At 53.1% G+C, this 23,530-nt stretch carries 17 protein-coding genes; 5 read left to right on the top strand and 12 right to left on the bottom strand.

Going from position 1 to position 23,530, the window contains the following annotated elements:
* Nucleotides 1-172 precede the first annotated feature (172 nt).
* Nucleotides 173-1,396 (top strand): multidrug effflux MFS transporter, encoded by a 1,224-nt coding sequence (locus EBB79_RS10025; RefSeq protein WP_238705050.1) that lies wholly within the window; start codon nt 173-175, stop codon nt 1,394-1,396.
* A 120-nt stretch (nt 1,397-1,516) separates the two neighbouring features.
* Here EBB79_RS10025 and mfd read toward each other — a convergent pair whose 3' ends face one another.
* Nucleotides 1,517-4,975, bottom strand: a complete 3,459-nt coding sequence (gene mfd / locus EBB79_RS10020) for a transcription-repair coupling factor (protein ID WP_127748758.1) — start codon at nt 4,973-4,975, stop codon at nt 1,517-1,519.
* 39 nt (nt 4,976-5,014) lie between these two features.
* A complete protein-coding gene (locus EBB79_RS10015; RefSeq protein WP_127748757.1) occupies nt 5,015-5,539 on the bottom strand; it encodes a component of SufBCD complex in 525 nt (174 codons plus the stop codon).
* Between the two features lie 166 nt (nt 5,540-5,705).
* Between EBB79_RS10015 and hemB the strand changes: the two genes are divergently transcribed.
* Nucleotides 5,706-6,704, top strand: a complete 999-nt coding sequence (gene hemB, locus EBB79_RS10010; protein ID WP_127748756.1) for a porphobilinogen synthase — start codon at nt 5,706-5,708, stop codon at nt 6,702-6,704.
* A 163-nt stretch (nt 6,705-6,867) separates the two neighbouring features.
* A complete protein-coding gene (locus EBB79_RS10005; protein WP_127748755.1) occupies nt 6,868-7,443 on the top strand; it encodes a lipid-binding SYLF domain-containing protein in 576 nt (191 codons plus the stop codon).
* A gap of 65 nt (nt 7,444-7,508) precedes the next feature.
* On the opposite strand, the gene EBB79_RS10000 is transcribed toward EBB79_RS10005, so the two are convergent.
* A complete protein-coding gene (locus EBB79_RS10000; RefSeq protein WP_127748754.1) occupies nt 7,509-8,381 on the bottom strand; it encodes an NAD(P)-dependent oxidoreductase in 873 nt (290 codons plus the stop codon).
* A gap of 113 nt (nt 8,382-8,494) precedes the next feature.
* On the opposite strand from EBB79_RS10000, the gene EBB79_RS09995 reads away from it, so the two are divergent.
* A complete protein-coding gene (locus EBB79_RS09995) occupies nt 8,495-10,966 on the top strand; it encodes a penicillin acylase family protein (RefSeq protein WP_127748753.1) in 2,472 nt (823 codons plus the stop codon).
* Nucleotides 10,967-11,030: 64 nt separating this feature from the next.
* Here the strand turns inward: EBB79_RS09995 and hflX are convergent, their stop codons facing one another.
* From hflX to trkA, 4 genes are all read right to left on the bottom strand, one after another.
* The gene (gene hflX, locus EBB79_RS09990; protein WP_127748752.1) at nt 11,031-12,302 is read right to left on the bottom strand and encodes a GTPase HflX; all 1,272 of its coding nucleotides are present in this window, start codon (nt 12,300-12,302) and stop codon (nt 11,031-11,033) included.
* On the bottom strand, nt 12,302-12,541 hold the full coding sequence (gene hfq / locus EBB79_RS09985; RefSeq protein WP_007119530.1) for an RNA chaperone Hfq: 240 nt from the start codon (nt 12,539-12,541) through the stop codon (nt 12,302-12,304). Before hfq ends, hflX begins: the two co-directional genes overlap by 1 nt.
* 132 nt (nt 12,542-12,673) lie before the next feature.
* The gene (locus EBB79_RS09980; RefSeq protein ID WP_127748751.1) at nt 12,674-14,206 is read right to left on the bottom strand and encodes a TrkH family potassium uptake protein; all 1,533 of its coding nucleotides are present in this window, start codon (nt 14,204-14,206) and stop codon (nt 12,674-12,676) included.
* 1 nt (nt 14,207) lies between these two features.
* Complete coding sequence (gene trkA / locus EBB79_RS09975; protein WP_127748750.1) at nt 14,208-15,584, bottom strand: Trk system potassium transporter TrkA; 1,377 nt, start codon at nt 15,582-15,584, stop codon at nt 14,208-14,210.
* 209 nt (nt 15,585-15,793) lie between these two features.
* On the opposite strand from trkA, the gene EBB79_RS09970 reads away from it, so the two are divergent.
* Entirely contained in the window at nt 15,794-16,165 is a 372-nt protein-coding gene (locus tag EBB79_RS09970; protein WP_238705049.1) for a hypothetical protein, read from the top strand.
* 60 nt (nt 16,166-16,225) lie between these two features.
* Here the strand turns inward: EBB79_RS09970 and ntrX are convergent, their stop codons facing one another.
* The 5 genes from ntrX to dusB all read right to left on the bottom strand — a co-directional run bounded on the left by ntrX (nt 16,226) and on the right by dusB (nt 23,447).
* Entirely contained in the window at nt 16,226-17,635 is a 1,410-nt protein-coding gene (gene ntrX, locus EBB79_RS09965; protein WP_127748748.1) for a nitrogen assimilation response regulator NtrX, read from the bottom strand.
* A complete protein-coding gene (locus EBB79_RS09960) occupies nt 17,632-19,911 on the bottom strand; it encodes a sensor histidine kinase NtrY-like (protein WP_127748747.1) in 2,280 nt (759 codons plus the stop codon). Before EBB79_RS09960 ends, ntrX begins: the two co-directional genes overlap by 4 nt.
* Nucleotides 19,912-20,011: 100 nt before the next feature.
* Nucleotides 20,012-21,379, bottom strand: a complete 1,368-nt coding sequence (locus EBB79_RS09955; RefSeq protein ID WP_127748746.1) for a response regulator — start codon at nt 21,377-21,379, stop codon at nt 20,012-20,014.
* 14 nt (nt 21,380-21,393) lie between these two features.
* Entirely contained in the window at nt 21,394-22,464 is a 1,071-nt protein-coding gene (locus EBB79_RS09950; RefSeq protein ID WP_127748745.1) for a two-component system sensor histidine kinase NtrB, read from the bottom strand.
* Nucleotides 22,461-23,447: a tRNA dihydrouridine synthase DusB gene (gene dusB, locus EBB79_RS09945; RefSeq protein ID WP_127748744.1), complete on the bottom strand. Its 987-nt coding sequence runs from the start codon at nt 23,445-23,447 to the stop codon at nt 22,461-22,463. The genes EBB79_RS09950 and dusB overlap by 4 nt, the downstream gene beginning before the upstream one ends.
* Nucleotides 23,448-23,530 lie beyond the last annotated feature (83 nt).

Here is a 23,530-nt window from a genome sequence, read left to right as displayed (position 1 = left end):
AAGCATGGCAACAAGAGGGGGCAGCGCCCCCCACTTTTTTCGACATCCATGCACAGACCAATGTGCAAGCAAGCATATGGCTGACCGGTTGCTAATATGATAGCGCCGCTCAAATAGCTCCCGTATTGGATCCGATCACATTTTGCACGTTTTGTGCCGCTTGAGGTAAGCAATGTCCAACCCCGTCAAAAGTAAAATGTCAAAGGCCGAACTTACTGCGTTAGTCGCAATGATGTTTGCAACAATTGCATTCTCGATCGATGCAATGCTGCCTGCTCTACCGGAAATCGGAGCAGCCCTAAGTCCCAATGACATCAACCGTGCACAACTTATTCTAACAGCCTTTATGTTTGGGCTTGGCATAGGGACCTTTTTTACCGGTCCCCTGTCTGACGCTTTTGGACGCAAACCCGTAATTCTTGTCGGCGCCACAGTTTATGTTTTGTCCGCAGCCGCAGCCTGGGCAAGTTCGTCGCTTGAGCTGCTATTGATCACCCGGGTCATCATGGGGCTTGGGGCTGCAGGTCCACGAGTCGTTGCAATTGCCATTGTCCGGGACCTGTTTTCAGGCCGTGAAATGGCGCGCGTGTTGTCCATCGCCATGATGATCTTCACTCTGGTACCGGCTTTTGCCCCTTTGCTGGGCCTTGGCATTATCTCAATCGCTGGCTGGCGCGCAATTTTCATCGCTATCTCACTCTTTCTAATTATCGTGGTAATCTGGACCATTCTCCGCCTTCCCGAGACGCTCGCACCTGAAAATCGCCGTGCCTTTAAGATACCGCTCCTGATGAAAGCAGGCCGAGAGATGTTTGCACATCCAACTGTACGCCTATCCATTTTGGTCCAAACCCTTTGCATGGGTTCACTTTTGACCATGCTCACGATGGTCCAGCCAGTCTATGATACAATCTTTGGACGCGCAGATAGCTTTCCATTTTGGTTTGGTTTGGTTGCTCTAATTTCTGGCAGCGCCAGTATGTTAAACGCAATCGTCGTGGTCAAAGTCGGGATGCGCCGGATGGTGACCTGGTCACTGGCCAGCCAAATTATATTTTCAACAGCCGTGCTTGTTCTCAGCAATATCGCCTTACCTGACACAGTACAGTTCGCCATATTTGTCGCCTGGCAAACCACTTTGTTTTTCATGGTTGGCATGACATTGGGTAACCTGAACGCAATGGCAATGGAACCGATGGGTCACATCGCCGGAATGGCGGCCTCGGTCATAGGAGCGATCTCCACCGTGTTTGGCGCGATCATAGCGGCCCCGATCGGACTTCTCTTTGACGGGTCTCTGCTGCCACTTAGCGTGGGGATTTTGACTATGATTAGCACGGCATTTCTACTCATGCTCCGCATGGGTAGGGTCGAAGCACAGATGCCCGCAGAATAATCCACTCCAAAACCCCAAGCAAAAAAGCCACTCTGTCACAACAGAGTGGCTTTTTTGATGAATGCTCTATCGGCGTCGGGTACCGAACCGAGTTCTGACCATAAAGAAGACCGCCCCTTTTTAGGCGGATTTTTTCGTCTTCTTTTTGGCTGCAACTACCTTTTCAGCCAGTTCTCGGGCAATTGCAAAAGCACCTTTGATTTTGTCCCCGTCGCTACGCCAGTCACGCCGCACGACAATCTTGTTATCTTTGACTTTGGCAAGCCCATCCTGAGATTGAATAAACTCAACCAATCCAGTCGGCGAGGCAAATTTGTCGTTATGGAACTGGATCGTGGCACCTTTGGGTCCTCCATCCAGTTTGGCAATGCCAGCCCGTTTGCACATCGCCTTGATCCGTACCACCAGCATCAGCGTATTGACCTCTTTCGGAAGTTTGCCAAAGCGGTCAATCAATTCTGCCGCAAAACCCTCTAATTCAACTTTGCTGGTCAACGAAGACAGGCGGCGGTACAGACCCAATCTCACATCAAGATCCGGCACGAAAGCCTCGGGGATCAGCACGGGCACGCCAAGATTGATTTGCGGTGCCCATTGATCATCAGCCTCTGACAGACCTTCCATTTCACCGGATTGGATCTTGGCAATCGCCTCTTGCAGCATCGATTGGTACAACTCATAGCCAACATCGCGCATCTGTCCGGATTGTTCCTCTCCCAGAAGGTTGCCAGCCCCCCTGATATCAAGGTCTTGTGAGGCCAAGGTAAAGCCGGCCCCCAGTGTGTCGAGCGACCCCAAAACCCGCAGTCGTTTCTCGGCGGCAGCAGTCAACTTGGCGCGGGGTTTGGTTGTCAAATAGGCATAGGCGCGGGTTTTGGAACGTCCCACCCGGCCACGGATCTGGTACAGTTGCGACAGCCCGAACATATCCGCCCGGTGCACCACCATCGTATTCGCCGTTGGAATATCCAGACCGCTTTCAACAATTGTGGTGGCCAGCAGCAGGTCGTATTTCCCGTCGTAAAACGCATTCATGCGCTCATCCAAGTCACCGGCCGCCAATTGGCCATGGGCAATCACATAGGTCAGTTCGGGCATTTGTTCTTTGAGAAAGGCCTCGATATCCGGCAGATCGCTGACTCTGGGAACCACGTAGAAACTTTGCCCACCGCGATAATGTTCCCGCAGTAGTGCTTCGCGAATGGTGACGGTATCGAATTCGCTGACATAGGTGCGGATCGCCAGGCGGTCCACTGGAGGGGTGCCAATGATAGACAGATCCCGCACCCCTGACAGGGAGAGCTGCAAGGTACGTGGGATTGGCGTCGCCGTCAGTGTTAGCACGTGAATGTCAGTGCGCATTTGTTTCAGGCGTTCTTTGTGACCCACACCAAAATGCTGCTCTTCGTCAATGATCAACAGGCCCAAGTCCCTGAACCGTATGTTTTTTGCCAGCAAAGCATGCGTGCCGATGACAATATCCACAGTGCCTCGTGCCATCCCATCTCGTGTGCTTTGTGCATCCTTTGCACTAACAAAGCGAGACAATTGCCTGACTTCCAGCGGAAAACCACGAAACCGTTCGGCAAAGCTGGCATAGTGCTGTCGCGCCAGCAAAGTGGTTGGAGCAACAATAGCGACCTGCACACCGGACATTGCAGCAACAAAGGCAGCTCGCATAGCCACCTCAGTCTTACCAAATCCGACATCCCCACAGATCAATCGATCCATTGGCTGGCCCGAAGTCAAATCGTCGATGACTTCGCCTATGGCCCGCAACTGATCGTCGGTTTCCTGATAAGGGAAGCGCGCCGAAAAAGTATCCCAACTGCCCGGAGGTAGATCCAGAACTGGTGCCTTACGCAATGCTCGCTCGGCAGCAACGCGGATCAACCTGTCAGCCATCTCACGGATGCGCTCTTTCAGTTTGGCTTTCTTGGCCTGCCAGGCACCGCCGCCCAGCCGATCCAACAGGCCTTCATCGTGACCATATTTCGACAGAAGTTCGATGTTTTCGACCGGCAAATACAGTCGTGCGTCCTCGGCATATTGCAACAGAATGCATTCATGTGCAGCGCCAGCCGCTGTGATGACCTCTAACCCAAGGAAGCGGCCGATGCCGTGATCAACATGCACCACCAAATCCCCTGCACCAAGAGATTGGGTTTCGGTCAGGAAGTTTTCAGCTTTGCGGCGTTTGCGTGGCGCCCGGATCAATCGATCACCCAGCACGTCCTGCTCGGAAATAACGGTCATGTCCGGGGTGACGAACCCATGTTCCAAGGCCCATACGGCCAGATACAGCCCCGATTTTCCAAGCCGGGTGCCATTTGATATCGAAATAACTTCGCTGAGGCCTTCGTCTTCTATCAGCCCCGTCAATCGTTCGCGCGCGCCTTCTGAATAAGAAGCGACAACCACCGGTCCATCTTGCAGTTTAACTTTAATATGATCAGACAGTGAGCTGAAAAGGCTAACACTTTCCATTTGCCGCTCAGGCGCGAAATTGCGTCCGATACGGCCGCCAGCATCAACCACCCCAGGACCATTGGCCTGCGGTAACGGGTGCAGCTGGATTACACGATGCGCACCTACGGCCTGCTCCCAAGCCGTATCGTCCAGATATAATAAACCGGGTGGTGTTGGCTTATATACCGTATCGATCCGACCTTTGGCCTGCATCGCAATCTTGCGGTTCTCAAACTGGTCTTCGATTGTGTCCCAGCGTGCCAACCTGGCAGGAGTCACCTGGTGATCTAGAGTTATTGTCGCTTGGGGCAGAAAATCAAACAGCGTTTCAAGTTTGGCATGAAAGAACGGCAGCCAATGTTCGATGCCCTGATGTTTGCGGCCTGCACTTACCGCTTCGTAAAGCGGATCATCGGTGCCGGCAGCTCCGAATTCTATGCGGTAATTCTGCCTGAACCGCGTGATCGCGGTCTCGTCCAGAATAACTTCGGACACAGGCGCCAATTCGACCAGGTCCAGTTTTTCGATGGTCCGTTGGCTAGCCGGGTCAAACCGCCGCGCGCCGTCCAACACATCGCCAAACAGATCCAACCTTATGGGGCCGCTTTCTCCAGGAGGAAAGACATCGATGATGCCTCCCCGGATCGCATAGTCACCCGGTTCCATCACTGTTGGGCTTTGGGTATAGCCCATTCTGACCAGAAAATTACGAAGTGCTTTTTCGTCAATGCGTCGGTCTACCTGTGCCGAAAAAGCGGCCTCTTGTAGTACATCTCGTCCCGGTACACGTTGGGTCGCCGCATTCAAGGTGGTGAGCAACACAAAGGCTTTGGGCATTTGGTGTACCAGTGCCGCCAGCGTCGCCATCCGCGCAGCGGCGATATCAGCATTGGGCGACACTCGGTCATAGGGTAAACAATCCCAGCCAGGAAAGATAATGACTGGCATGTCGGGGCTATAAAATGCCAGCGCCGCCCGCATCGCCTCCATGCGTTTGTCATCACGTGCCACATGCAGAACCGGTCCACCCGACTTTTGCACCTCGTTGAGGACAAGACGGGCGTCAAACCCCTCAGGCGCACCGCCCATGGTCATCATACGCTGCGCCATTCGCGCCTCTCCTTCACCGAAAATCAAACAGCTTCACGCTTAGCCGAGAAAACCATATTTCAGGTTCTGATACATCCCCCACATCGCCGTCACAAAGATAGCAATAGTACCGATCATCTGAATGTATATGCGACAACGGACCAGTAGTTTCCGCAGTCCCTCCCCCATCACATGATCCCGTGCGATCTTGTTTGCAGTCGCCAAACTGACGCATCCGACCAGAGCCAGTGGAAAGAGCAACAGAAATACCGCCTGTGCAAATTCAACATCATAAACCACTCCGAGAACCAGTAATCCGGACAAAATAAAACACACAAATCCAAGCAACCAGGCACCGGAAACCTGCACAATATACAACATCCGGTTCACGTTCACGCGAACCAAGTCTTCCAGGTCCAGTTCCGCTTGTCCGCCATTGCGGCCGGCCCGATAAACCAGGTCAATAGGCACCCCAAGCACCCAATGACTTGCACTTGACCAGACGACGGCCAAGGCAATCCAGAACCAAAGGTTGGAAAAGGACCGCATGTCGATCAGTTCAACCAAAGTATCAAGTAATTCCAAATTGCCGCTCCCTGCGCTTGGCAATGTCAAGTTCGGGCATATATCCACTGCCCCGCCCGGCGGCACAAGGTCTGGCGACAATAAACCCACAACCGCGACGTTTGTGCCCTTGTGAACCTGTCCGGAACTGTGCCAACAAATTCTCAGCCACTTCAGGAGAAATTCTATGACGCCGACCGTTGCCTCCTTTCCAGCCGCACGCCTGCGCCGAACCCGTGCAACACCGGCGATCCGGGATCTGGTGCGCGAAAATACGCTAAGTGTCGGCGATTTGATCTGGCCTGTTTTTGTCCGCGACGGCACAGGTATTGAAGAGCCAATTGCGTCGATGCCCGGTGTCATGCGACGGTCCGTTGACAAAATCGCTGCCGCAGCCATCGAAGCTCAAGCGCTGGGCATTCCGTCGATTTGCATCTTTCCATATACGGACGCCAGCCTGAAGACGGAAGACTGCGCCGAAGCCTGGAGCCCTGACAACCTCACAAATCAAGCGGTCCGTGCGATCAAATCTGCGGCGCCAAATATTGCTGTCATGACGGATGTGGCGCTGGATCCCTATAATATCAATGGCCACGACGGATTTGTGGTGGATGGCGAGATCGTCAACGACGCCACTGTTGAAGCTCTGGTGAAAATGACGCTGGCCCAGGCTGAAGCAGGCGCAGATATCATTGGTCCGTCAGATATGATGGACGGCCGTATTGGCGCCATGCGCCAGGCTTTGGAGAAAGCGGGCCACAGTAATGTGATGATCCTGTCTTACTCGGCCAAATATGCATCCGGCTACTATGGCCCTTTCCGTGACGCTGTTGGTGCTTCGGGTGCGCTGTCGGGAGACAAGAAAACATATCAGATGGACCCTGCCAATGGTGACGAGGCAATGCGGCTGGTACAGCGCGACCTGATTGAGGGCGCAGATATGGTGATGGTCAAACCGGGCATTGCCTATCTCGACATCTGCCACCGGGTCAAAACCAATTTTGGTGTGCCCACCTTTGCCTATCAGGTTTCAGGCGAATACGCGATGATCCAGGCTGCTGCACTGAATGGCTGGATTGATGGCGAAAAAGTGATGTTGGAAAACCTGATGGCCTTCAAACGGGCCGGCTGTGACGGTATTCTGACGTATTTCGCACCCGAAGTCGCACGGATACTCAATACCTGAAAGTTTTCGCGCCTTTAATCCATGCTTGTATACTGTGATGCGTCCAGCAAGAAGCCGCGCATCATTTGATACCCATTGATGACATTCGGCCGAAAAACACCTATAAGACCAACCAGAGCCGGATCAACCGGCCTTGATCGAGCAATTACAGGCAGTGAACTCAATGACTAATATAATTTCAACAAGGCTGACTCGTCGCGGTTTCGCCCTAGGCGCCATAGCGACCACCGGACTGACGGCGGCCTGCGGGAATGGCGTTGGCAGCAGCGGAGCATCGACCATTGACGCCCGCGTTGATGCCACGTTGTCTCAAATGCGAAACTTACACCCCAATACCCAAACACTAGTAGAAAAATCCACTGGAATGCTGGTGATGCCGCTGGTGACCGAAGCTGGATTCATCTTCGGGGCTGGCTATGGCCGGGGCGCATTACGTATCAATGGCGCTACCGTCGACTACTATTCCACGGTTAAAGCCAACGCAGGTCTGCAAATTGGCGCTCAGCAATATTCCCACGTATTGTTCTTCATGACCCAAGATGCCCTAAGCTCGTTCCGGCGTGCAACTGGCTGGACAGCTGGCGCCGATATTGGCTACGTCATCCGTGACCAAGGCGATACTTTGGCAACCGACACAAATACACTGACCTCACCGATATTGGCCGCCATTTTTGGACAGGCTGGTCTTCAGGTCGGGGCTACCCTTGAAGGGTCAAAATACACTCGTATCATCCCCTGATAAACCAGAAGTTTGACCAACAAAAACGCGCCAGAACCGGCGCGTTTTGCATTTTCACAATGATTTCAACCTAGAAGCCGCAGTCGCTTAAGCAGGCTTGACGTATCCCAGCGTCCGCCACCTTGTTTTTGCACCTCTTTATAGAACTGATCAACCAAAGCCGTCACTGGCAAACTGGCACCGGTTTCATTTGCCGCGTCCAGACAGATTCCCAGATCTTTGCGCATCCAGTCCACGGCAAAGCCATGCTCAAAGTGATCTTCAATCATAGTTTCATAGCGGTTCGACATTTGCCAACTGCCAGCAGCGCCCTGACTGATGACTTCGACAACGGCTCGGCTGTCCAGTTCCGCTTTCTCTGCAAAATGCATTGCTTCACTTAATCCCTGCACCAAGCCTGCAATGGCAATCTGATTGCACATCTTTGTCATCTGACCTGCACCGCTGGCCCCGATGCGGCGGCAAATCCGCGAATAGGCGTCGACAATCGGAACAGCCCGGCCATATGCAGCTTCGTCTCCACCGCACATCACCGACAAAACACCATTCTCGGCCCCGGCCTGGCCGCCCGAAATCGGCGCATCTATAAAGGCAACACCGGCTGCATGCGCTACCGTATACAGTTCCCGCGTCACTTTGGCCGACACCGTTGTGTGATCAACAAACACAGTGTCCTGCGCCATACCTGCAAACGCTCCGTCCGCGCCCTGACATACCGCGCGCAAATCATCGTCGTTGCCAACGCAAGCCATTACAAAATCAGCCCCAGTCGCTGCTTCACGCGGTGTTGCGGCATGGGCACCCCCATGTTCCTGGCTCCAGGCCTTGGCCTTTGCAGCTGTACGGTTATACACCGTTACATGATGTCCGGCAGCCTGAAGATGCCCGGCCATCGGGTACCCCATTACTCCCAAACCTAAAAATGCTATATTCGCCATCTGCTTTCCCCCTGATCCGACTTAGCCTATGTTGGCGCGACCGTAGCAGCAGTGTCGAAAGGTTCAATCGCCTTCGACTTTTGAATGAACAATACCCAAGGAACCAACCATACATGGGACTTCTATTCCGATGGCTCATGAGAGTAGCCGCAGCGTTGATTCTCATGTTGGTTCTGGGCACCGGGCTGATCTACTTTCTAGCCTCCCAATCGCTGCCTGAATACGATAAAGACATCGCCCTGCCCGGCGTGTCCGCCCCTGTTGAGATTGTCCGGGACAACGCAAATGTGCCGCATATCTTCGGAAGTTTTGGCGCCAGCGACGAAGATGTGTTCTTTGGGCTGGGCTATGCACATGCTCAGGATCGACTGTGGCAAATGACGGTCCTGAGGCGCACCGTGCAGGGGCGTCTGTCCGAAGTGTTTGGCAATCGTACGGTTGATGTCGACAGCTTTCTGCGACGCCTGGATCTGTATCGGCTGGCGCAGCAATCCGTTAGTGAACAAGATGCAGGGACCCAGGCTGCCCTTCTTGCCTATTCCGCCGGGGTTAACGCCAGGCTGGGTGAGATCAATGACAGTGCTCTGGGCCGGGGTGCGCCAGAAATGTTCCTGTTTAACGCTCCCATTGCCCCATGGCAGCCGGCCGATAGCATCGCCTTGATGAAACTCCTGGCGCTGAAACAGTCGGACCAAATGCAAAACGAAGTTTTGCGGGCACGGGTGACACTGATACTGGATGATGCCGCGCGGCTGATCGACATTCTTCCAGATGCTCCAGGCAACGGTGTGACCGCATTGCCCGAATATACCGAACTGTTTCCCGGTCTGAAACGATACGCAGAAGCCGCAGATATGCCGTCTACAGCCTTATCACCATTTCCCAATCGCGGGTCAGCTGGGGCCTCTAACGTTTGGGCTGCCATGCCGAACCGGTCCGCCGCCGGTGGAACACTTCTGGCCAATGACCCGCATATGGAATTAAGCGCTCCGACGCTTTGGTATCTGGCCCGGCTTGAATTGGCCACCGGAGGAGTAATCGGTGCCACCATGCCCGGTATTCCAGCCATTATAGCCGGCCGCTCCGAGAACATGGGTTGGGGGACCACCGCATCATATGTAGACGATCAGGACCTTTTCATTGAAAAACTGAACCCTGAAAACCACGAGGAATACCTAACTCCAAGTGGATATAAGCGTTTTAAGTCACGGCCCTCTATCATCCAGATTAAAAATGCTAAACCGTTGACCCTGACACTGCGTTGGAGCGAAAACGGCCCCGTAATGCCGGGGTCCATGAATGGCTTATCAACTGTAACTCCACCTGGTCATGTCGCCAGTCTTAGCTGGACCGCGCTCAGCCCGGTAGATACCTCGATGACAGCCGCGATCAATTTAATGCGAAGCCAGACTGTACAGGACGCAATTGCGACCGGCGAGCATTACATCGCGCCGTCACAAAACCTGGTTCTGGCGGATCAGACCAGCATTGCCTTGAAAACCGTTGGCGCGATTCCACAACGTGACGCTCGCAATCAAAACCAGGGCAGATTGCCTAATCAGGGATGGCGGCGCGAAAATCGCTGGCAGGGTCGCGCGCCATACGCTGCAAATCCTCAGTTTATTAATCCTCGTGGCGGCATATTGGGCAACACCAATAACAAACTTCTGCAGCGTCCCTTTCCCAATCATGTCTCTTATAATTGGGGTGATACCCAACGCGTTCGCCGCTGGCAAAAACTGATGCAAACCCGTCAGGTGCACACCCGCGACAGTTTCATAGAGGCCCAACTGGATGCTGTATCCTATACCGCGCGTACCATCCTGCCCCTTATCGGCGCTGATTTGTGGTATACTTCCAGCGCCGCTCCCGATGGTTCACCCGAGCAGCAACGGCAAGTCGCGCTTAGGCTGCTGTCGGAGTGGAATGGTGAAATGAACGAGCATTTGCCAGAGCCGCTTATCTATGCGGCCTGGCTGAGTGCTTTGCAAAAACGCCTTATAATCGATGAATTGGGACCGATGGCCGGTGAATTCTATCAGGTCGAACCACTGTTTATCGAGCGGGTATATCGCAATGTTGATGGTGCGGCCGCTTGGTGCGATGTCCGCCAAAGTGCCCCTGTTGAAACCTGTACTGGGGTAGCACAGTTGGCGCTTGACGATGCTTTGGTCTGGATCACTGAGCGGTATGGACCCGCACTCGAGGCATTGCGTTGGGGGGATGCCCACCAAGCCACTCAAGACCATGAGATCCTCGGTGACGTTCCTTTGCTGCGATTCTTTGTGAATATCCGCCAATCCACCAGTGGTGGTGACAATACCCTGCAGCGTGGGCTCAGCTCTGGTGAAGGCCCCAATCCTTTTGAAAACGTACATGCCGCTGGGTATCGGGGGGTTTATGATTTTTCAGACCCGGACAGTTCGGTGTTTATCACCTCGACCGGTCAATCCGGGCATTTTCTGTCGCGCTATTACGATGACATGGCACAGCTTTGGCGCCGTGGTGAATATATCCCGATGTCTTTGGATACTGAACTGGCGCGGGCTGCAGCAGTGGGCATCACCCGAATTCAACCGCGTTAATGTCTCTTATTTCCGAAGCGTAAAACGAGATGAGCTGAAAAATTAAAGCTCATCTCGAATCGTATTATAGAGAATTAAACTGGGACTTCTGCCGCTCAGTCCACATGACCTTGATTTCAAACCCATCCTCGGTTTGGGTTTCACCTTGGACCAAGTCCTCAGAAAACAGCCATGCTCGCTGTTTGCCTTGCGAAAACCCAAGGGTAAGCGTCTCATTTAGGCGAACACCCTGCAAGATCACGCCAATATCGCGCATAAGCTCCGGCAGACCTTCTCCGCTTAGCGCAGAAATCGCGTGAATATCGTCTTCGTTCAACGCACGTTGACGCCGCGCCTCAGCCTCATCTTCAGGCAGCTGGTCAAGTTTATTCCACACTTCAATTTGTGCCCGATTTTCATCGACACCCAACGATGTGAGAATATTTTTGACGTCTGCGGCCTGATTATGGGTGTCGTCATGGCTGATGTCTCGAACATGCACGATCAGATCAGCACCAAGAACTTCCTCTAGCGTCGCCCGAAATGAAGCCACCAATTCTGTCGGCAGGTCAGAAATGAAACCAACCGTGTCAGACAGAATTATTTCTGGCCCATCTTCTAGCTCGACCCGGCGCATGGTCGGGTCCAGTGTTGCGAACAACATGTCCTTGACCATGACATCCGCACCGGTCAAACGATTGAACAATGTCGATTTCCCGGCATTGGTATAACCTACCAATGCAACAATTGGATAGGGCACTCTAGCACGCGCTTCGCGGTGAAGAGAACGGGTCTTGACGACTTTATCCAACTGGCGACGCAGGCGCACCAACTGATCATCAATTGCTCGACGGTCGGATTCGATCTGGGTTTCCCCCGGTCCACCGACAAAGCCCAAACCGCCTCGCTGACGTTCCAAGTGCGTCCAAGCCCGGACCAGTCGGGTCCGTTGGTAAGACAGCGCAGCCATTTCAACCTGCAACACCCCTTCGCGGGTCCGGGCACGATCCGAGAAAATCTCGAGGATCAACCCAGTCCGGTCCAGCAATTTGACGTCCCAGGTTTTTTCCAAGTTTCGTTGCTGAACAGGTGAGACCGAGCCATCGATCAGTACGAGGTCAATATCCTCGGACTTGAAAATCGCCTTAAGCTCTTCAATCTTGCCTTTGCCGAACAGATGTCCAGAATGCGCTTTGGGCAAGCGCACCACGTTCGACCCGATCACATCCAGATCAGGAAGCGCCTCGGCCAGCGCCACGCCTTCATTTAATGCAGGCTCCGCTGGGCGGCGCTTGCTATTTGATTTAATATCCGGATGCAGCACCCAAGCGCGGGTCCGGATCTCGTCATGCTCCATCAAGAGGCGTCTTCACCCTCATAAAGGCTGATAGGTTGAGATGGCATGATCGTAGAGATCGCGTGCTTGTAAACCAGTTGCGACTGACCATCCCGACGTAGCAGCACACAAAAGTTATCGAACCAGGTTATTACACCCTGTAACTTCACACCGTTGATCAGGAAAATTGTAACTGGAACCTTAGTCTTACGTACATGATTCAGGAATGCATCCTGAAGGTTCTGTCGATCCGAAGCCATAGTTTGTTCTCGCTTTTGTTCTTGTTGCACACTGCGGACCAGCGCGACTCTTATAATAGTAGTATGGACACAGAATTTCTGCGTTTCCAACCATAAATCATTGGACAATACTGCCGTGTTACCTAGAAGCACTCAATTACGCCAGAGGTTAGGTGTCAATAATGCGATAATTGCCAAAGTTTCTAGTCGTCCCAATACCATCGCGAAACACAGGACCAATTTGGCCGACGGAGCCAGCAACGCCAGACTGATCGGTGTTTCGCCAGCAAAGTCGATGAGAGGTCCCGTTGTGGAGAGCGCTGCAATGGCAAGAACCAATGCCTGTTCGAAATCAGATCCCAGTGCCGCCAAACTGCTGCTGATAACAGCCAGAGACAGCGCAAACAGCATGAAAAAGACCCAAGCCACAAAGGCACCGTCTTTTTGAAGCCGTTTATTTCCAGCTCCTTCGCCACTGACGGACGAAGGATGTACCAGACGCTCCATTTCTCTCATGCCATTCAGATACAGGGCATAAACCCTTAGCAGCTTTACGCCGCCTGCCGTTGTTGCAACGCCGCCACCAACAAGCGCCAAGCCCAAAAGGATCAATCCAGATGTGCCCAAACCCGACCATTGTTGCGCGGCTTGCCAATCTGAGCTTTCAAACCCGGTCGTCGTCAAGAATGACATCACCGTAAACATTGCCCCCCAAAGCGAATGAAGGGCTTGTGGAAGGTTTTCCGATGCACTGACTTCCAAGGCCGCCAACCAGTGACGCAGGAACAGCAACAATGGCACTCCGATGACTAGGATCATGCCAATGCGGAATTCCGGATCTTTGTCCAACCGAACGTAGCCAGATACTGCTGTATCAGCTGAGAAAGTCAGGCGCGACAGCGCAAAGAACATGAATAAGAACATCACCATCTCGCCTGCCAGGCCACTATTGGCGTTCTCCACGCCGCCTACGGCCGAAATACCAGATGTTGCCATCACGGACATGGCGTGGCTCAACCCTGTCAGGCTTTTCTCGCCTGTCATCATCAGCAAAATCCACAAGGCCAACGTCAAACCAGCGTAAATTGGAACCAGTGCCTTGGTCACCATCACCAACTGACGTCTTGGATCACCGCGCTGCATGTGGGCAGGCGTGGTTGCACCCCGTCCCGGCTCCCCCCGCGCAGTGACTTCAAACCCGCCAAGTGACAAGGGCGCCAGCACAGAGGACGCCGCAATCCACATCAACAGTCCGCCTAGCCAGCCCACTTGAGCCCGCCACAGATGTACACTATCAGGCAAGCGACCGGGGTCTGCGAAAACATCCGCCCCGGTCGTCGTAATGGCACTGACCATATCAAAATAGGCATTCAGGTAAGTGGTATTTTGCAAAGCATCATAGGTCGGTACCGCAAGGTACAGTGGCAATACTGCAAAGGTAGCAAGCATGGACAGCAATTGGCCCAGCATACCGTAGCGTGGCACGCGGTTTCCAAGTGAAATCCCAATGAGCGTCACAAACACCAGTCCAACAACGCCTGAATAGAAAAAGCTCTGAGACGTCGGGTGGTCATTCAAAACCACAGCGTGTACGGCAGGCACCCACATCGCCAGGGATGCAATACCCCATATTAACAAGAACAGCGGCAGGCGTAAAATACCCGGTGATGTAGAGTTGCGTCTCATCTCAGAAAAAGTCGATCGAGACCTGCATCAGGCGCTCGACCTCGGGGACGTCATCGGACATTGCAAACAATGCAATCACGTCACCTTCCTCGATCCGCATCGACCCAGTAGGTCGCAGCACCTGGTCGCCTTTGTAGACTGCACCAACCAGCACACCCTCGGGAAAATCTATGTCCCGGACCATTTGTCCGGCCATAGGAGAGGTTGACATCACCTCTGCCTCGATCACTTCGGCCTCGGCATCACCAATTGAATAGACCTGACGGACCCGCCCGTGACGGATGTGGCGCAGGATTGAACTCACGGTGGTCGAACGAGGGTTGATGTAAGCATCAATCCCCAACGGCGCCATCAACGGCACCAGTGTTGGATCATTGATCAGCGCAATTGCGAGGGCACATCCTTCGGCTTTGGCACGGACAGCTGCCAACATATTCGTTTTATCGTCATCTGTGACCGCCAGCATCGCATCGGCCCGATCCGTACCTGCCTCGATCATCAGCGCCCGATCTAAGCCATCGCCATTCAGCACAATCGTCCGGACCAACTCCTCGGCCGAGTGTTCTGCCTTTTTGCGGTCTCGCTCAATCATCTTGACGCGCGTTCGGGCAGTGCGGTTTTCCAACGCCTTGGCAACCTCTAGCCCAACATTACCACCGCCTACGATCACAACCCGATCTTGTTTGGTTTCTTTCTTCCCGAACACTTCCATGGTCCGGTTGACGTCTTCGATATGTGTAAAAACATAGCAATTGTCGCCAACAAATAGCTGATCACCGGGGTCTGGGGCAAACAAGGTTCCGTCGCGTCGTACGCCAACCACTATGGCCCGCAATGTCGAAAACAAATCGGTGAGCTGGCGCAATGGGGTATGAACCACGGGACAATCTTCGTCGATGGTAATGCCCAACAGTTGCGCTTTGCCATCCATAAAGGTTTCGATGTCAAACGCGGCCGGCGCCGAAAGGCGTTGCATAGCCGCCGCTGCGACCTCACGTTCTGGACTGATCACCACATCAATTGGCAGATGGTCCCTGCGATAAAGGTCCGAGTAAATCGCATCCAAATAGCTTTGGGACCGAAGCCGCGCAATCTTGCGTTGAATAGAAAAAATCGAGTGAGCCACCTGGCAAGTGACCATATTCACTTCGTCAGAATGGGTCGCAGCAATGATCATATCCGCGTCCGCAGCCCCTGCCCGTTCAAGAACATCCGGGTAGGAGGCGAATCCGGCAATGCCCTGAACATCTAATGTATCAGTCGCCCGGCGCACCAAATCTGGATTATTATCAACCACGGTGACATCGTTAAGCTCGCCAGACAAGTGCCGTGCAATTTGCCAGCCAACTTGTCCTGCACCACAAATGATGACTTTCATGTTTTTTGCCCCTAGGCGCGTTTTCGCCAGTGATTTGCATGACAGAAGCCAAGAACTGGGTCAATTCAATTGTAACTTCGAATGTTTGAGCACATTGTATACCCATGGTTAAGTCATTCAAAAATTCAGTTTTTGCACCCATACTCCTAGGTCTTGTCAGCTGTACGCCACTGACACTGTACTACAAACCTGGGGCAGAAGTGTCACGTATGCAAACCGATACGTTGGGCTGTGAAACCCAGGCCCTGAAAGACGCGCCTGTGGCCAACGAAGTCCGGCAATCCGCACCAGTTTTCTATCCCGGCGACAGATACTGTGACGGCACGAATTGCCACTACAGCCCTGGATACTGGATACCGGGCCACATTTATACCGTAGACGTCAACCTCGACCTCCGCCGCAGGGTTGAACAAAACTGCATGGCGGTTAAGGGATATCAACGGATCCAGCTGCAAAACTGCAATCTATCAATCGCAAAAGCGGCCGGAACCGCACAAACCACGCGATTGCCACAGCTCAGCGATAAGTCCTGCGCGATTAAAAACAAAGACGGCAGTTTTCAGATTGTTGAGCCGGGCTGACCTGGACCGGATGACACCAGCCTACGGATACGCTGTCATCATCCAATCTGCAAAAATTGATCAAGCTAGCGTTTCCTCGCTGTCCAGATGGGCGATCCGGGCACCCGATTTATTCGATGTCACAACTCCGAGAGATTTCAGTTTGCGGTGTAATGCCGAACGCTCCATGCCAACAAATGTTGCAGTGCGGCTGATATTGCCACCAAACCTGTTGATTTGCGTCAACAGATATTCACGCTCAAAGGCCTCGCGGGCCTCTCGCAACGGCAATGTGGCCAATGCCCCGGACAGCACGACCCGTCCTTCTTCGCTGGGTGACTCATCTTCACGCGGCAATTCCTTAGCCTCGATTAGTCCACTACTTTCGCCAAGGATCAAAACCCGTTCAACAACGTTTTTCAGCTGGCGCACATTTCCGGGCCATAGCATCGTTTGCATCAAAGCAATTGCTTCTTCACTCATCTCACGAAGCGGCAGGCCCTGCGTCTCGTTAAAATGACTGATGAAGTGATCAGTCAACAGTGGAATATCCTCGCGGCGATCAGCCAGAGAGGGAACATCGATCGGCACCACGTTCAACCGGTGATACAATTCTTCACGAAGACGTTCAGAGGCAATTTCCTGCGCCAGATCTTTGTTGGTCGAAGAAATCACCCGCAGATCGACGCGGACATTTTCTGCCCCTCCAACACGATTGAACTGCTGATCAACCAATACACGGAGGATCTTGGACTGGGTGCCCAGTGGCATGTCCGCCACTTCGTCGAAATAGATAACCCCTCCATTTGCTTGCTCCAAAAGTCCTGGTTCGATCCCACGTTCGGCGGTCTCGCGGCCAAATAGCACCTCTTCCATCCGATCAGGTTCGATACTTGCACAGCTGACGGTGATAAATGGGCAAGACGCACGGTTTGAGTTGCTGTGAATATAACGGGCTGCAATCTCTTTACCGCTGCCGGCGGGACCGCTTAGCATGACGCGGCCATTAGACTTCACGACCTTATCCAATTGACCGGTCAAGGCGCGATAGATGGCAGAGTTACCAATCATTTCAGCGCTTCCAGAGTCCATTCGCCTGAGATCGGTGTTTTCACGGCGTAAACGAGACGTTTCCATCGCACGGCGGATCACAACCATCAGTTGGTCAATATTAAATGGTTTTTCGATGAAGTCGTAGGCACCTTGCTTAATCGCAGCCACTGCGATTTCGACATTGCCGTGCCCCGAGATGATGACCACCGGCACTTCCGGATTATCCCGCTTCACTGCCTTCAGGATGTCGATACCATCCATCTGGCTGTCTTTTAGCCAGATATCCAGGATCAGTAACGCCGGAACTTCATCGTTCAGGGCCATCATGCACTCGTCCGAGTTGCCGGCCTTGCGCGTTGAAAACCCTTCGTCTTCCAGAATATCCGAAACGAGTTCGCGAATATCCCGTTCGTCGTCAACAACCAAAATGTCACTCATGTCAGACCTGCCTTCTTTGTATTCCTGTTGGTTTGCGCAACATACGCCTCGGCTGGCAACCGGATCACTGCCATAGCGCCCCGGTGTTGCTGACCGTCAAACAGTGGAGCATCCTCTAGCACGAGGCTACCTCCATGTTCTTCAATAATTTTTTTAACAATTGGCAACCCCAATCCGGTGCCTTCATTACGTGTTGTGACATAGGGTTCAAATAGACGTGCCCGATCTTCCGGCAAGCCAATTCCATTGTCAGCAATCGTGATTTGATAACTATTATCTCTTTTGTTCAAGGACACCCGAACTTGCGGTTCATCAACCCGTTGCCCGGTCTTTTGTTCCCGAGTGGCAATTGCTTCTCCTGCATTCTTAATAAGGTTGGTCAGGGCCTGACTAATCATCGTCGCATCCACTTCAGCCAAATAAGAGCCCTGTGGCATATCTGTGGTAAAGTGAATGCCTGGCTGACCAGACTGCTGAAGCAACACTGCGTCCGACACCAACTGCGCTAGGTCCTCCTCGCGGCGGTCTGGTTCAGGCATACGGGCGAATTTTGAAAACTCATCTACAATGCGGCGTAAATCATTGGTTTGGCGAACAATAACATCTGTCATAGCCTCTAGCTTGTCGCTATTTTCTTCTCCTAGTTGGGGGGCAAACTTACGCTTAATCCGTTCGGCACTCAATTGGATGGGTGTCAGTGGATTTTTGATCTCATGCGCAATGCGCCGTGCCACATCACCCCAGGCGGCCATTCTCTGTGCGCTCACCAGATCGGTCACGTCTTCAAATGCAACCACGTAACCCTCCAGATCGCCATTTTCTGACAGTCTCGGTGACATCCTTACCAACAGATTTTCCAACCGACCCTGCCGGGTCACTTTGACTTCCCCCTGCACCACTTCGCCACCAGCCGCAGTCAGGTTGGTAAACAAGGGACCAAATTCCGGAACTGCCACCGACAGAGCCGAAGACTGCTTTTCTTCATGCCAGTCCAGCAGCCGCTCTGCCGATTTATTAACAAACGTCACGCGCCCCTGGTTATCCAGGCCAACCACACCAGAAGTGACCGATGACAGAACCGAGTCAAACAATCGACGGCGGGTCTCAATAAGGCGCGTATTTTCCAGCAGTGCTTCCCTTTGCACCTGAAGATCACGGGTCATATGGTTGAAATAGCGTCCTAAATCTGCGATCTCATCATCTGTGTCCTCTTCTGGGACCTGAACGTTTAGATTGCCCCCGCCCACTTGTTTTGCGGCCACTGTCAAACGGCCTACCGGTCGTGAGAGCCGCTCAGCAAACCACATTCCCAGCCACATCGCGGCCAAAATTAGGATCATCGCAAAGCCCAGATACAACAGTCCGAACTCAAACAGAACGCGTCCTCTCTCGTTCTCCAATTGCTGATACAAATGCGCAGTTTGCTTGGTTTCATCAAGCAGACTTAACAGTTCACCATCAACATTTCGGCTGACATAAAGATAGCGATCAACATAAGCATCAAGCCGAACCAATGCGCGAAACTCGTTGTTGTCCCAGTCTTGCAGGATGGTCAGTCCGTCCAAGGATGCATTGCTAATATCGTCACCACCTGGTCGTTCAAAATCGAACTCATACGACCGTTCCCCGCGAATTCGGATCTCGCCATCGCTGTTGATGATATACGCTTCGCGCAGGCCTCGCTGAATTTGTAACTGCCCCTGTGTCAGGACTTGCCGCATCTCAGCCTCATTCATAAAAAAGCTACGTGAGCGGCTTTGATCTAAAAACCGGGCCAAGGCCTGAGCGTCCTCGGACAGATCACGGCGCTGTTGTGTCTCGTAAGCTTCGGCAGCAGCGAGCGAGCTGCCGACCACTTGTCGAACCCGATCCGAAAACCAGCCCTCAAGCCCAACGTTCACCGTCAGCCCTGCGAAAACGGCCACCGTCACCGTTGGCACCAGTGCCAAGAACGTAAACGTGCCGATCAAACGTAAGTGCAGGCGAGAACCCGCCGATTTTCTCCGGCGCGCAGCGATCAGACGCCCAAGTTGCGCCAGAACCAAGGCTGCAATCGTGAGCACATACACCAAATCGGCCAATAAAATTAGCCGCAACGTTGGCGACGAGGCCCCCCAGCCAAAAGGGCCTAAGACCAGAAATGTAACCAAGGCCAGTAGCGGCCCCAAGACCACAATTCCCAGCGTGCCGATGTTACGGGCCCGCCTGGTTCTTCGCCACCGGACCAAGGCCGCAAAGGACCCATAAGCCGAATGGATATGTGACCTCTGTGCCACGTAATATCCTCATCCTGATGTATGCCCTGAAGAGCAAACCGCCGTATATCGTGGTCATCTACCAGTTGATTCACCGGCAAGCCACGATCATGTGGCGATATTACATCAGTTTGCGACGCCGTGTCACCTGAATATCAAGATCAGTAATTTTTTTGCGTAGGGTATTTCGGTTAATTCCCAGTAAATCGGCGCATTTGGCCTGATTTCCGCCGGTGGCAAGTAAAGAAATCTCAATCAACGGCGTTTCAACTTCCCGTAACAGACGAGTATACAGGCCCGGCGGCGGCAGTATATCTCCATGCAGATCAAAATAGCGCTGCAAATGCCGGGCGACCGTTTCGGACAGCTTTTCTTCTCCCCCGCCCCCTAACGCTGGTTCAACTTCTGGCAGCGGCCCAAGCACGGAAGCAACTTCGTTCTTTGCAATTTCTTCACTGCGTGCAGTCAAACTGAGACGGCGGATTACGTTTTCAAGATGCCGAACGTTTCCAGGCCAGGAATAATGGCGCAACATTTCCCGACTACCATCACTTAAATACCGATGAGGTGAACCATCGTTTTCCGCCCGAATTAGAAAGTGTTCCGCCAACAAGCTAATGTCCTCAACCCGTTCCCGCAACGATGGAACATGTAACCCCGTTCCGCAAATTCGGTAATATAGGTCCTGTCGAAGAGCGCCTGAATCTATTGCTGCAGTCAGATCTTGTTGGCTTGTCGCCATAAATCTTGGGTTAAATTCACCAGGCGAATCCATCATGTGAACGAGCCTAGATTGTGCTTGATCTGATAAATCGAGCAGCTCATCTATTAGCAAGGTTCCGCCCTTGACTTTGGCCAGCAGCCGAACAGGGCCCTCTAGGTCCAACAAATCAGAAGACGTCGCACAGACAAACGGCAACACCCTGCGATCAGAGAAATCGTGAATTGCGCGGGCAATCAATGACTTGCCAGTCCCACTTTCACCAGAAATCATTAACGGCAGGTCTGTATTCATAACCCGTGCAATTAACTGATAAAGGTTTTGCATTACTTCGGTGCGGCCCACCAACGGCAAATCATCCGGTCGTTCCTTGGATTTCACCCTCGGTGAGGATGCTCCAATTTCTTTCTGTGCCAAAGCTTTAGCCGTCCGCTTCATCAAGTCTGGCAAATCAAACGGCTTGGGTAAATAGTCATAGGCGTCAGCCTCGGCAGCCTTAATGGCTGTCATGATTGTGTTTTGCGCCGAAATAACTATCACTGGCAGGCCTGGGCGGTCTTTTGCAATTTTTGGGAGCATTTCCAAACCATTACCATCAGGCATTGCCACATCCGAAATGACCACATCGCCTTTGCCTTCTGCGACCCAACGCATCAAGGTCGTCAGCGAGGATGTCGCGTGCACTTTGCACCCAGCGCGGGTCAGCGCTTGTGTCAAAACGGTGCGAATTGTGCGATCGTCGTCAGCGACGAGGACTGTGCCGTCCATTGGATCTTTACTCCTTAAGTCTTCATTTCATGTGGAACCCGTGACAGCGACAGACGGAAAACAGTCCGTCCCGGCGTCGAGCTTACTGAAATCCATCCGTTATGGTCTGAGATGATTTTGCTAACCAGTGCCAAACCTAAACCGGTGCCATTGTCCCGCCCCGAGACAAAGGGATCGAAGACATCGTCACGGATGGCCGCTGGTAGACCGGGGCCATCATCAATGATTTCGATTTGTAACGGCAGTGTTTTTCCGGTTCCGTCGCTGCGGCGTAGTCGAAAAGAATGTTCGTAGAACGTCCTGATCGTTATGGTACCGTGTTTTGAAACGACAGCTTCTGAGGCATTTTTTAACAGGTTCAATACCACCTGCAGCATTTGATCTGCATCCCCCCAAGCCATAGGCAACGAGGGGTCGTAGTCTTCGATGATGGTCATATGGGCGCCGAACCCCAGTACTGCGGAGCGCCGCGCTCGGTCCAATACATCGTGCAGATTGACGGGGTGGAAATCCGGCTCAGACAGGTTACCGAATTGCTCGACTTGCTCCAACAGTTTTACAATTCTGCGACATTCAGCAACTATTAAATCGGTTAACTCAAAGTCTTCTGCCGTTAAATTCATGCTAAGCAGCTGCGCCGCACCGGTGATCCCCGCTAGGGGGTTTTTGATTTCATGGGCCAGCATCTCGGCCATGCCTATGGCTGACTGAGCGGCCGATTTGGCGGAATGCGTTTGTGTCATTCGCCCGGCCAGTTCTCGTGGCGACAGCATCAGTAACATCTGCCCTGGATGGTCCACCACTGGGGCCACCTGCACGCCACACTGCAGCGGCGCCCGGTTTCCCGATCCGACATCGATGTCGTTCACAAATAAGGCTGAATCATCACGTCGAGCACGGGCAAAGGCACCCTCAATAGGGGCATCAATGGCAATTTGATCCCAGACCGGGTGACCCAGAACCGACTTACGAGAGGCATTCAGAAAACCCTCGGCTGCGGAGTTCATATCAGCAATTCGGTCATCTGCATCGATCAGAAACGCTGGAATGGGCAAAGATGCCCAAAGCGTTGCGCCTGAGATCATGCCGCCACCTCATGATCTGTATCGGCAAGAGCATCCGGCAGCAGACGCAAAACTTGTTCCGGGTTCTTTTCGGTTAGAACAACCCGTCGAAGCGAGGCAACAGATCCCGCAACATCCATATACCAACCCAAATGCTTGCGTGCCACTTTGGCACCAAGCTCTACGCCGTAAAAACTTAGCATCGCACTGTAGTGAGTTGAAACCATTTCCGTAAATGCACTGCCAGAAGGGATTTTAGGTGCTTTAGTTCCCCAAATATCATGGGCAATTTGCGCCAGCAGCCAGGGCTTACCCTGCCCCCCCCGACCAATCATCACCCCATCGGCGCCAGATTGTTTCAACGCCTGTTTAGCTGCGCCCAAATCGACGATGTCACCATTGGCCAAAACCGGAATCGAGAGGGCCTCTTTTACATCTCGGATAGCCGCCCAGTTGGCCGTTCCCTTATAGAACTGACAGCGGGTTCGCCCATGAATGGTCACCATCTGAATGCCAACATCCTGCGCCCGCCGGGCAAGACTGGCCGCGTTCAAGTCATTGTCGTCCCACCCTAGCCGGGTTTTCAATGTGACCGGGAGATCAACGGCCGAAACCACGGCCTCGATCAACCGTAACGCATGGTCCGGTGTTTTCATTAATGCCGAGCCGGAATAGCCGTTAACAACGCGTTTGGCAGGGCACCCCATGTTGATATCTATGATCCGGGCGCCACGATCCGCCACCTGGCGCGCAGCTTCTGCCATCCAATTGGCGTCGCGCCCGGCCAGTTGAACGGCTGTATTCTCGACATCTGCGCTTAGCTCGGCACGTTCTCTCACGCCTGGTTTGGCCTGTACCATCTCTTGACTGGCGACCATTTCACTAACCACCAGACCAACCCCAAAAGAGCGGACCAGATCACGAAATGGGCGATCGGTGATTCCCGCCATCGGCGCCAATGCGATTGGCGGCATCATAGATGTAGATCCTAGTGCGAAGGGCAATTGCCTAATCCTTGTGCATATAGGGAGCCATTAAACAAGAATTGGGGTATGCTGCAATCATTCATGGCCAATCAAGGGGGCGT

The organism is Parasedimentitalea marina, from assembly GCF_004006175.1.
In the GTDB taxonomy this organism is placed as follows: domain Bacteria; phylum Pseudomonadota; class Alphaproteobacteria; order Rhodobacterales; family Rhodobacteraceae; genus Parasedimentitalea; species Parasedimentitalea marina.
Note: the sequence above shows the minus strand (reverse complement) of the source record. Positions and strands in the feature narration are given on the sequence as shown.

What these genes read in the sequence shown, in the direction of transcription:
- EBB79_RS10025 (WP_238705050.1), top strand. Translation starts at nt 173, where the DNA reads ATGTCCAACCCCGTCAAAAGTAAAATGTCAAAGGCCGAACTTACTGCG.
- mfd (WP_127748758.1), bottom strand. Translation starts at nt 4,975, where the DNA reads ATGGCGCAGCGTATGATGACCATGGGCGGTGCGCCTGAGGGGTTTGAC.
- hemB (WP_127748756.1), top strand. Translation starts at nt 5,706, where the DNA reads ATGACGCCGACCGTTGCCTCCTTTCCAGCCGCACGCCTGCGCCGAACC.
- EBB79_RS10005 (WP_127748755.1), top strand. Translation starts at nt 6,868, where the DNA reads ATGACTAATATAATTTCAACAAGGCTGACTCGTCGCGGTTTCGCCCTA.
- EBB79_RS10000 (WP_127748754.1), bottom strand. Translation starts at nt 8,381, where the DNA reads ATGGCGAATATAGCATTTTTAGGTTTGGGAGTAATGGGGTACCCGATG.
- EBB79_RS09995 (WP_127748753.1), top strand. Translation starts at nt 8,495, where the DNA reads ATGGGACTTCTATTCCGATGGCTCATGAGAGTAGCCGCAGCGTTGATT.
- hflX (WP_127748752.1), bottom strand. Translation starts at nt 12,302, where the DNA reads ATGGAGCATGACGAGATCCGGACCCGCGCTTGGGTGCTGCATCCGGAT.
- hfq (WP_007119530.1), bottom strand. Translation starts at nt 12,541, where the DNA reads ATGGCTTCGGATCGACAGAACCTTCAGGATGCATTCCTGAATCATGTA.
- EBB79_RS09980 (WP_127748751.1), bottom strand. Translation starts at nt 14,206, where the DNA reads ATGAGACGCAACTCTACATCACCGGGTATTTTACGCCTGCCGCTGTTC.
- trkA (WP_127748750.1), bottom strand. Translation starts at nt 15,584, where the DNA reads ATGAAAGTCATCATTTGTGGTGCAGGACAAGTTGGCTGGCAAATTGCA.
- EBB79_RS09970 (WP_238705049.1), top strand. Translation starts at nt 15,794, where the DNA reads ATGCAAACCGATACGTTGGGCTGTGAAACCCAGGCCCTGAAAGACGCG.
- ntrX (WP_127748748.1), bottom strand. Translation starts at nt 17,635, where the DNA reads ATGAGTGACATTTTGGTTGTTGACGACGAACGGGATATTCGCGAACTC.
- EBB79_RS09955 (WP_127748746.1), bottom strand. Translation starts at nt 21,379, where the DNA reads ATGGACGGCACAGTCCTCGTCGCTGACGACGATCGCACAATTCGCACC.
- EBB79_RS09950 (WP_127748745.1), bottom strand. Translation starts at nt 22,464, where the DNA reads ATGATCTCAGGCGCAACGCTTTGGGCATCTTTGCCCATTCCAGCGTTT.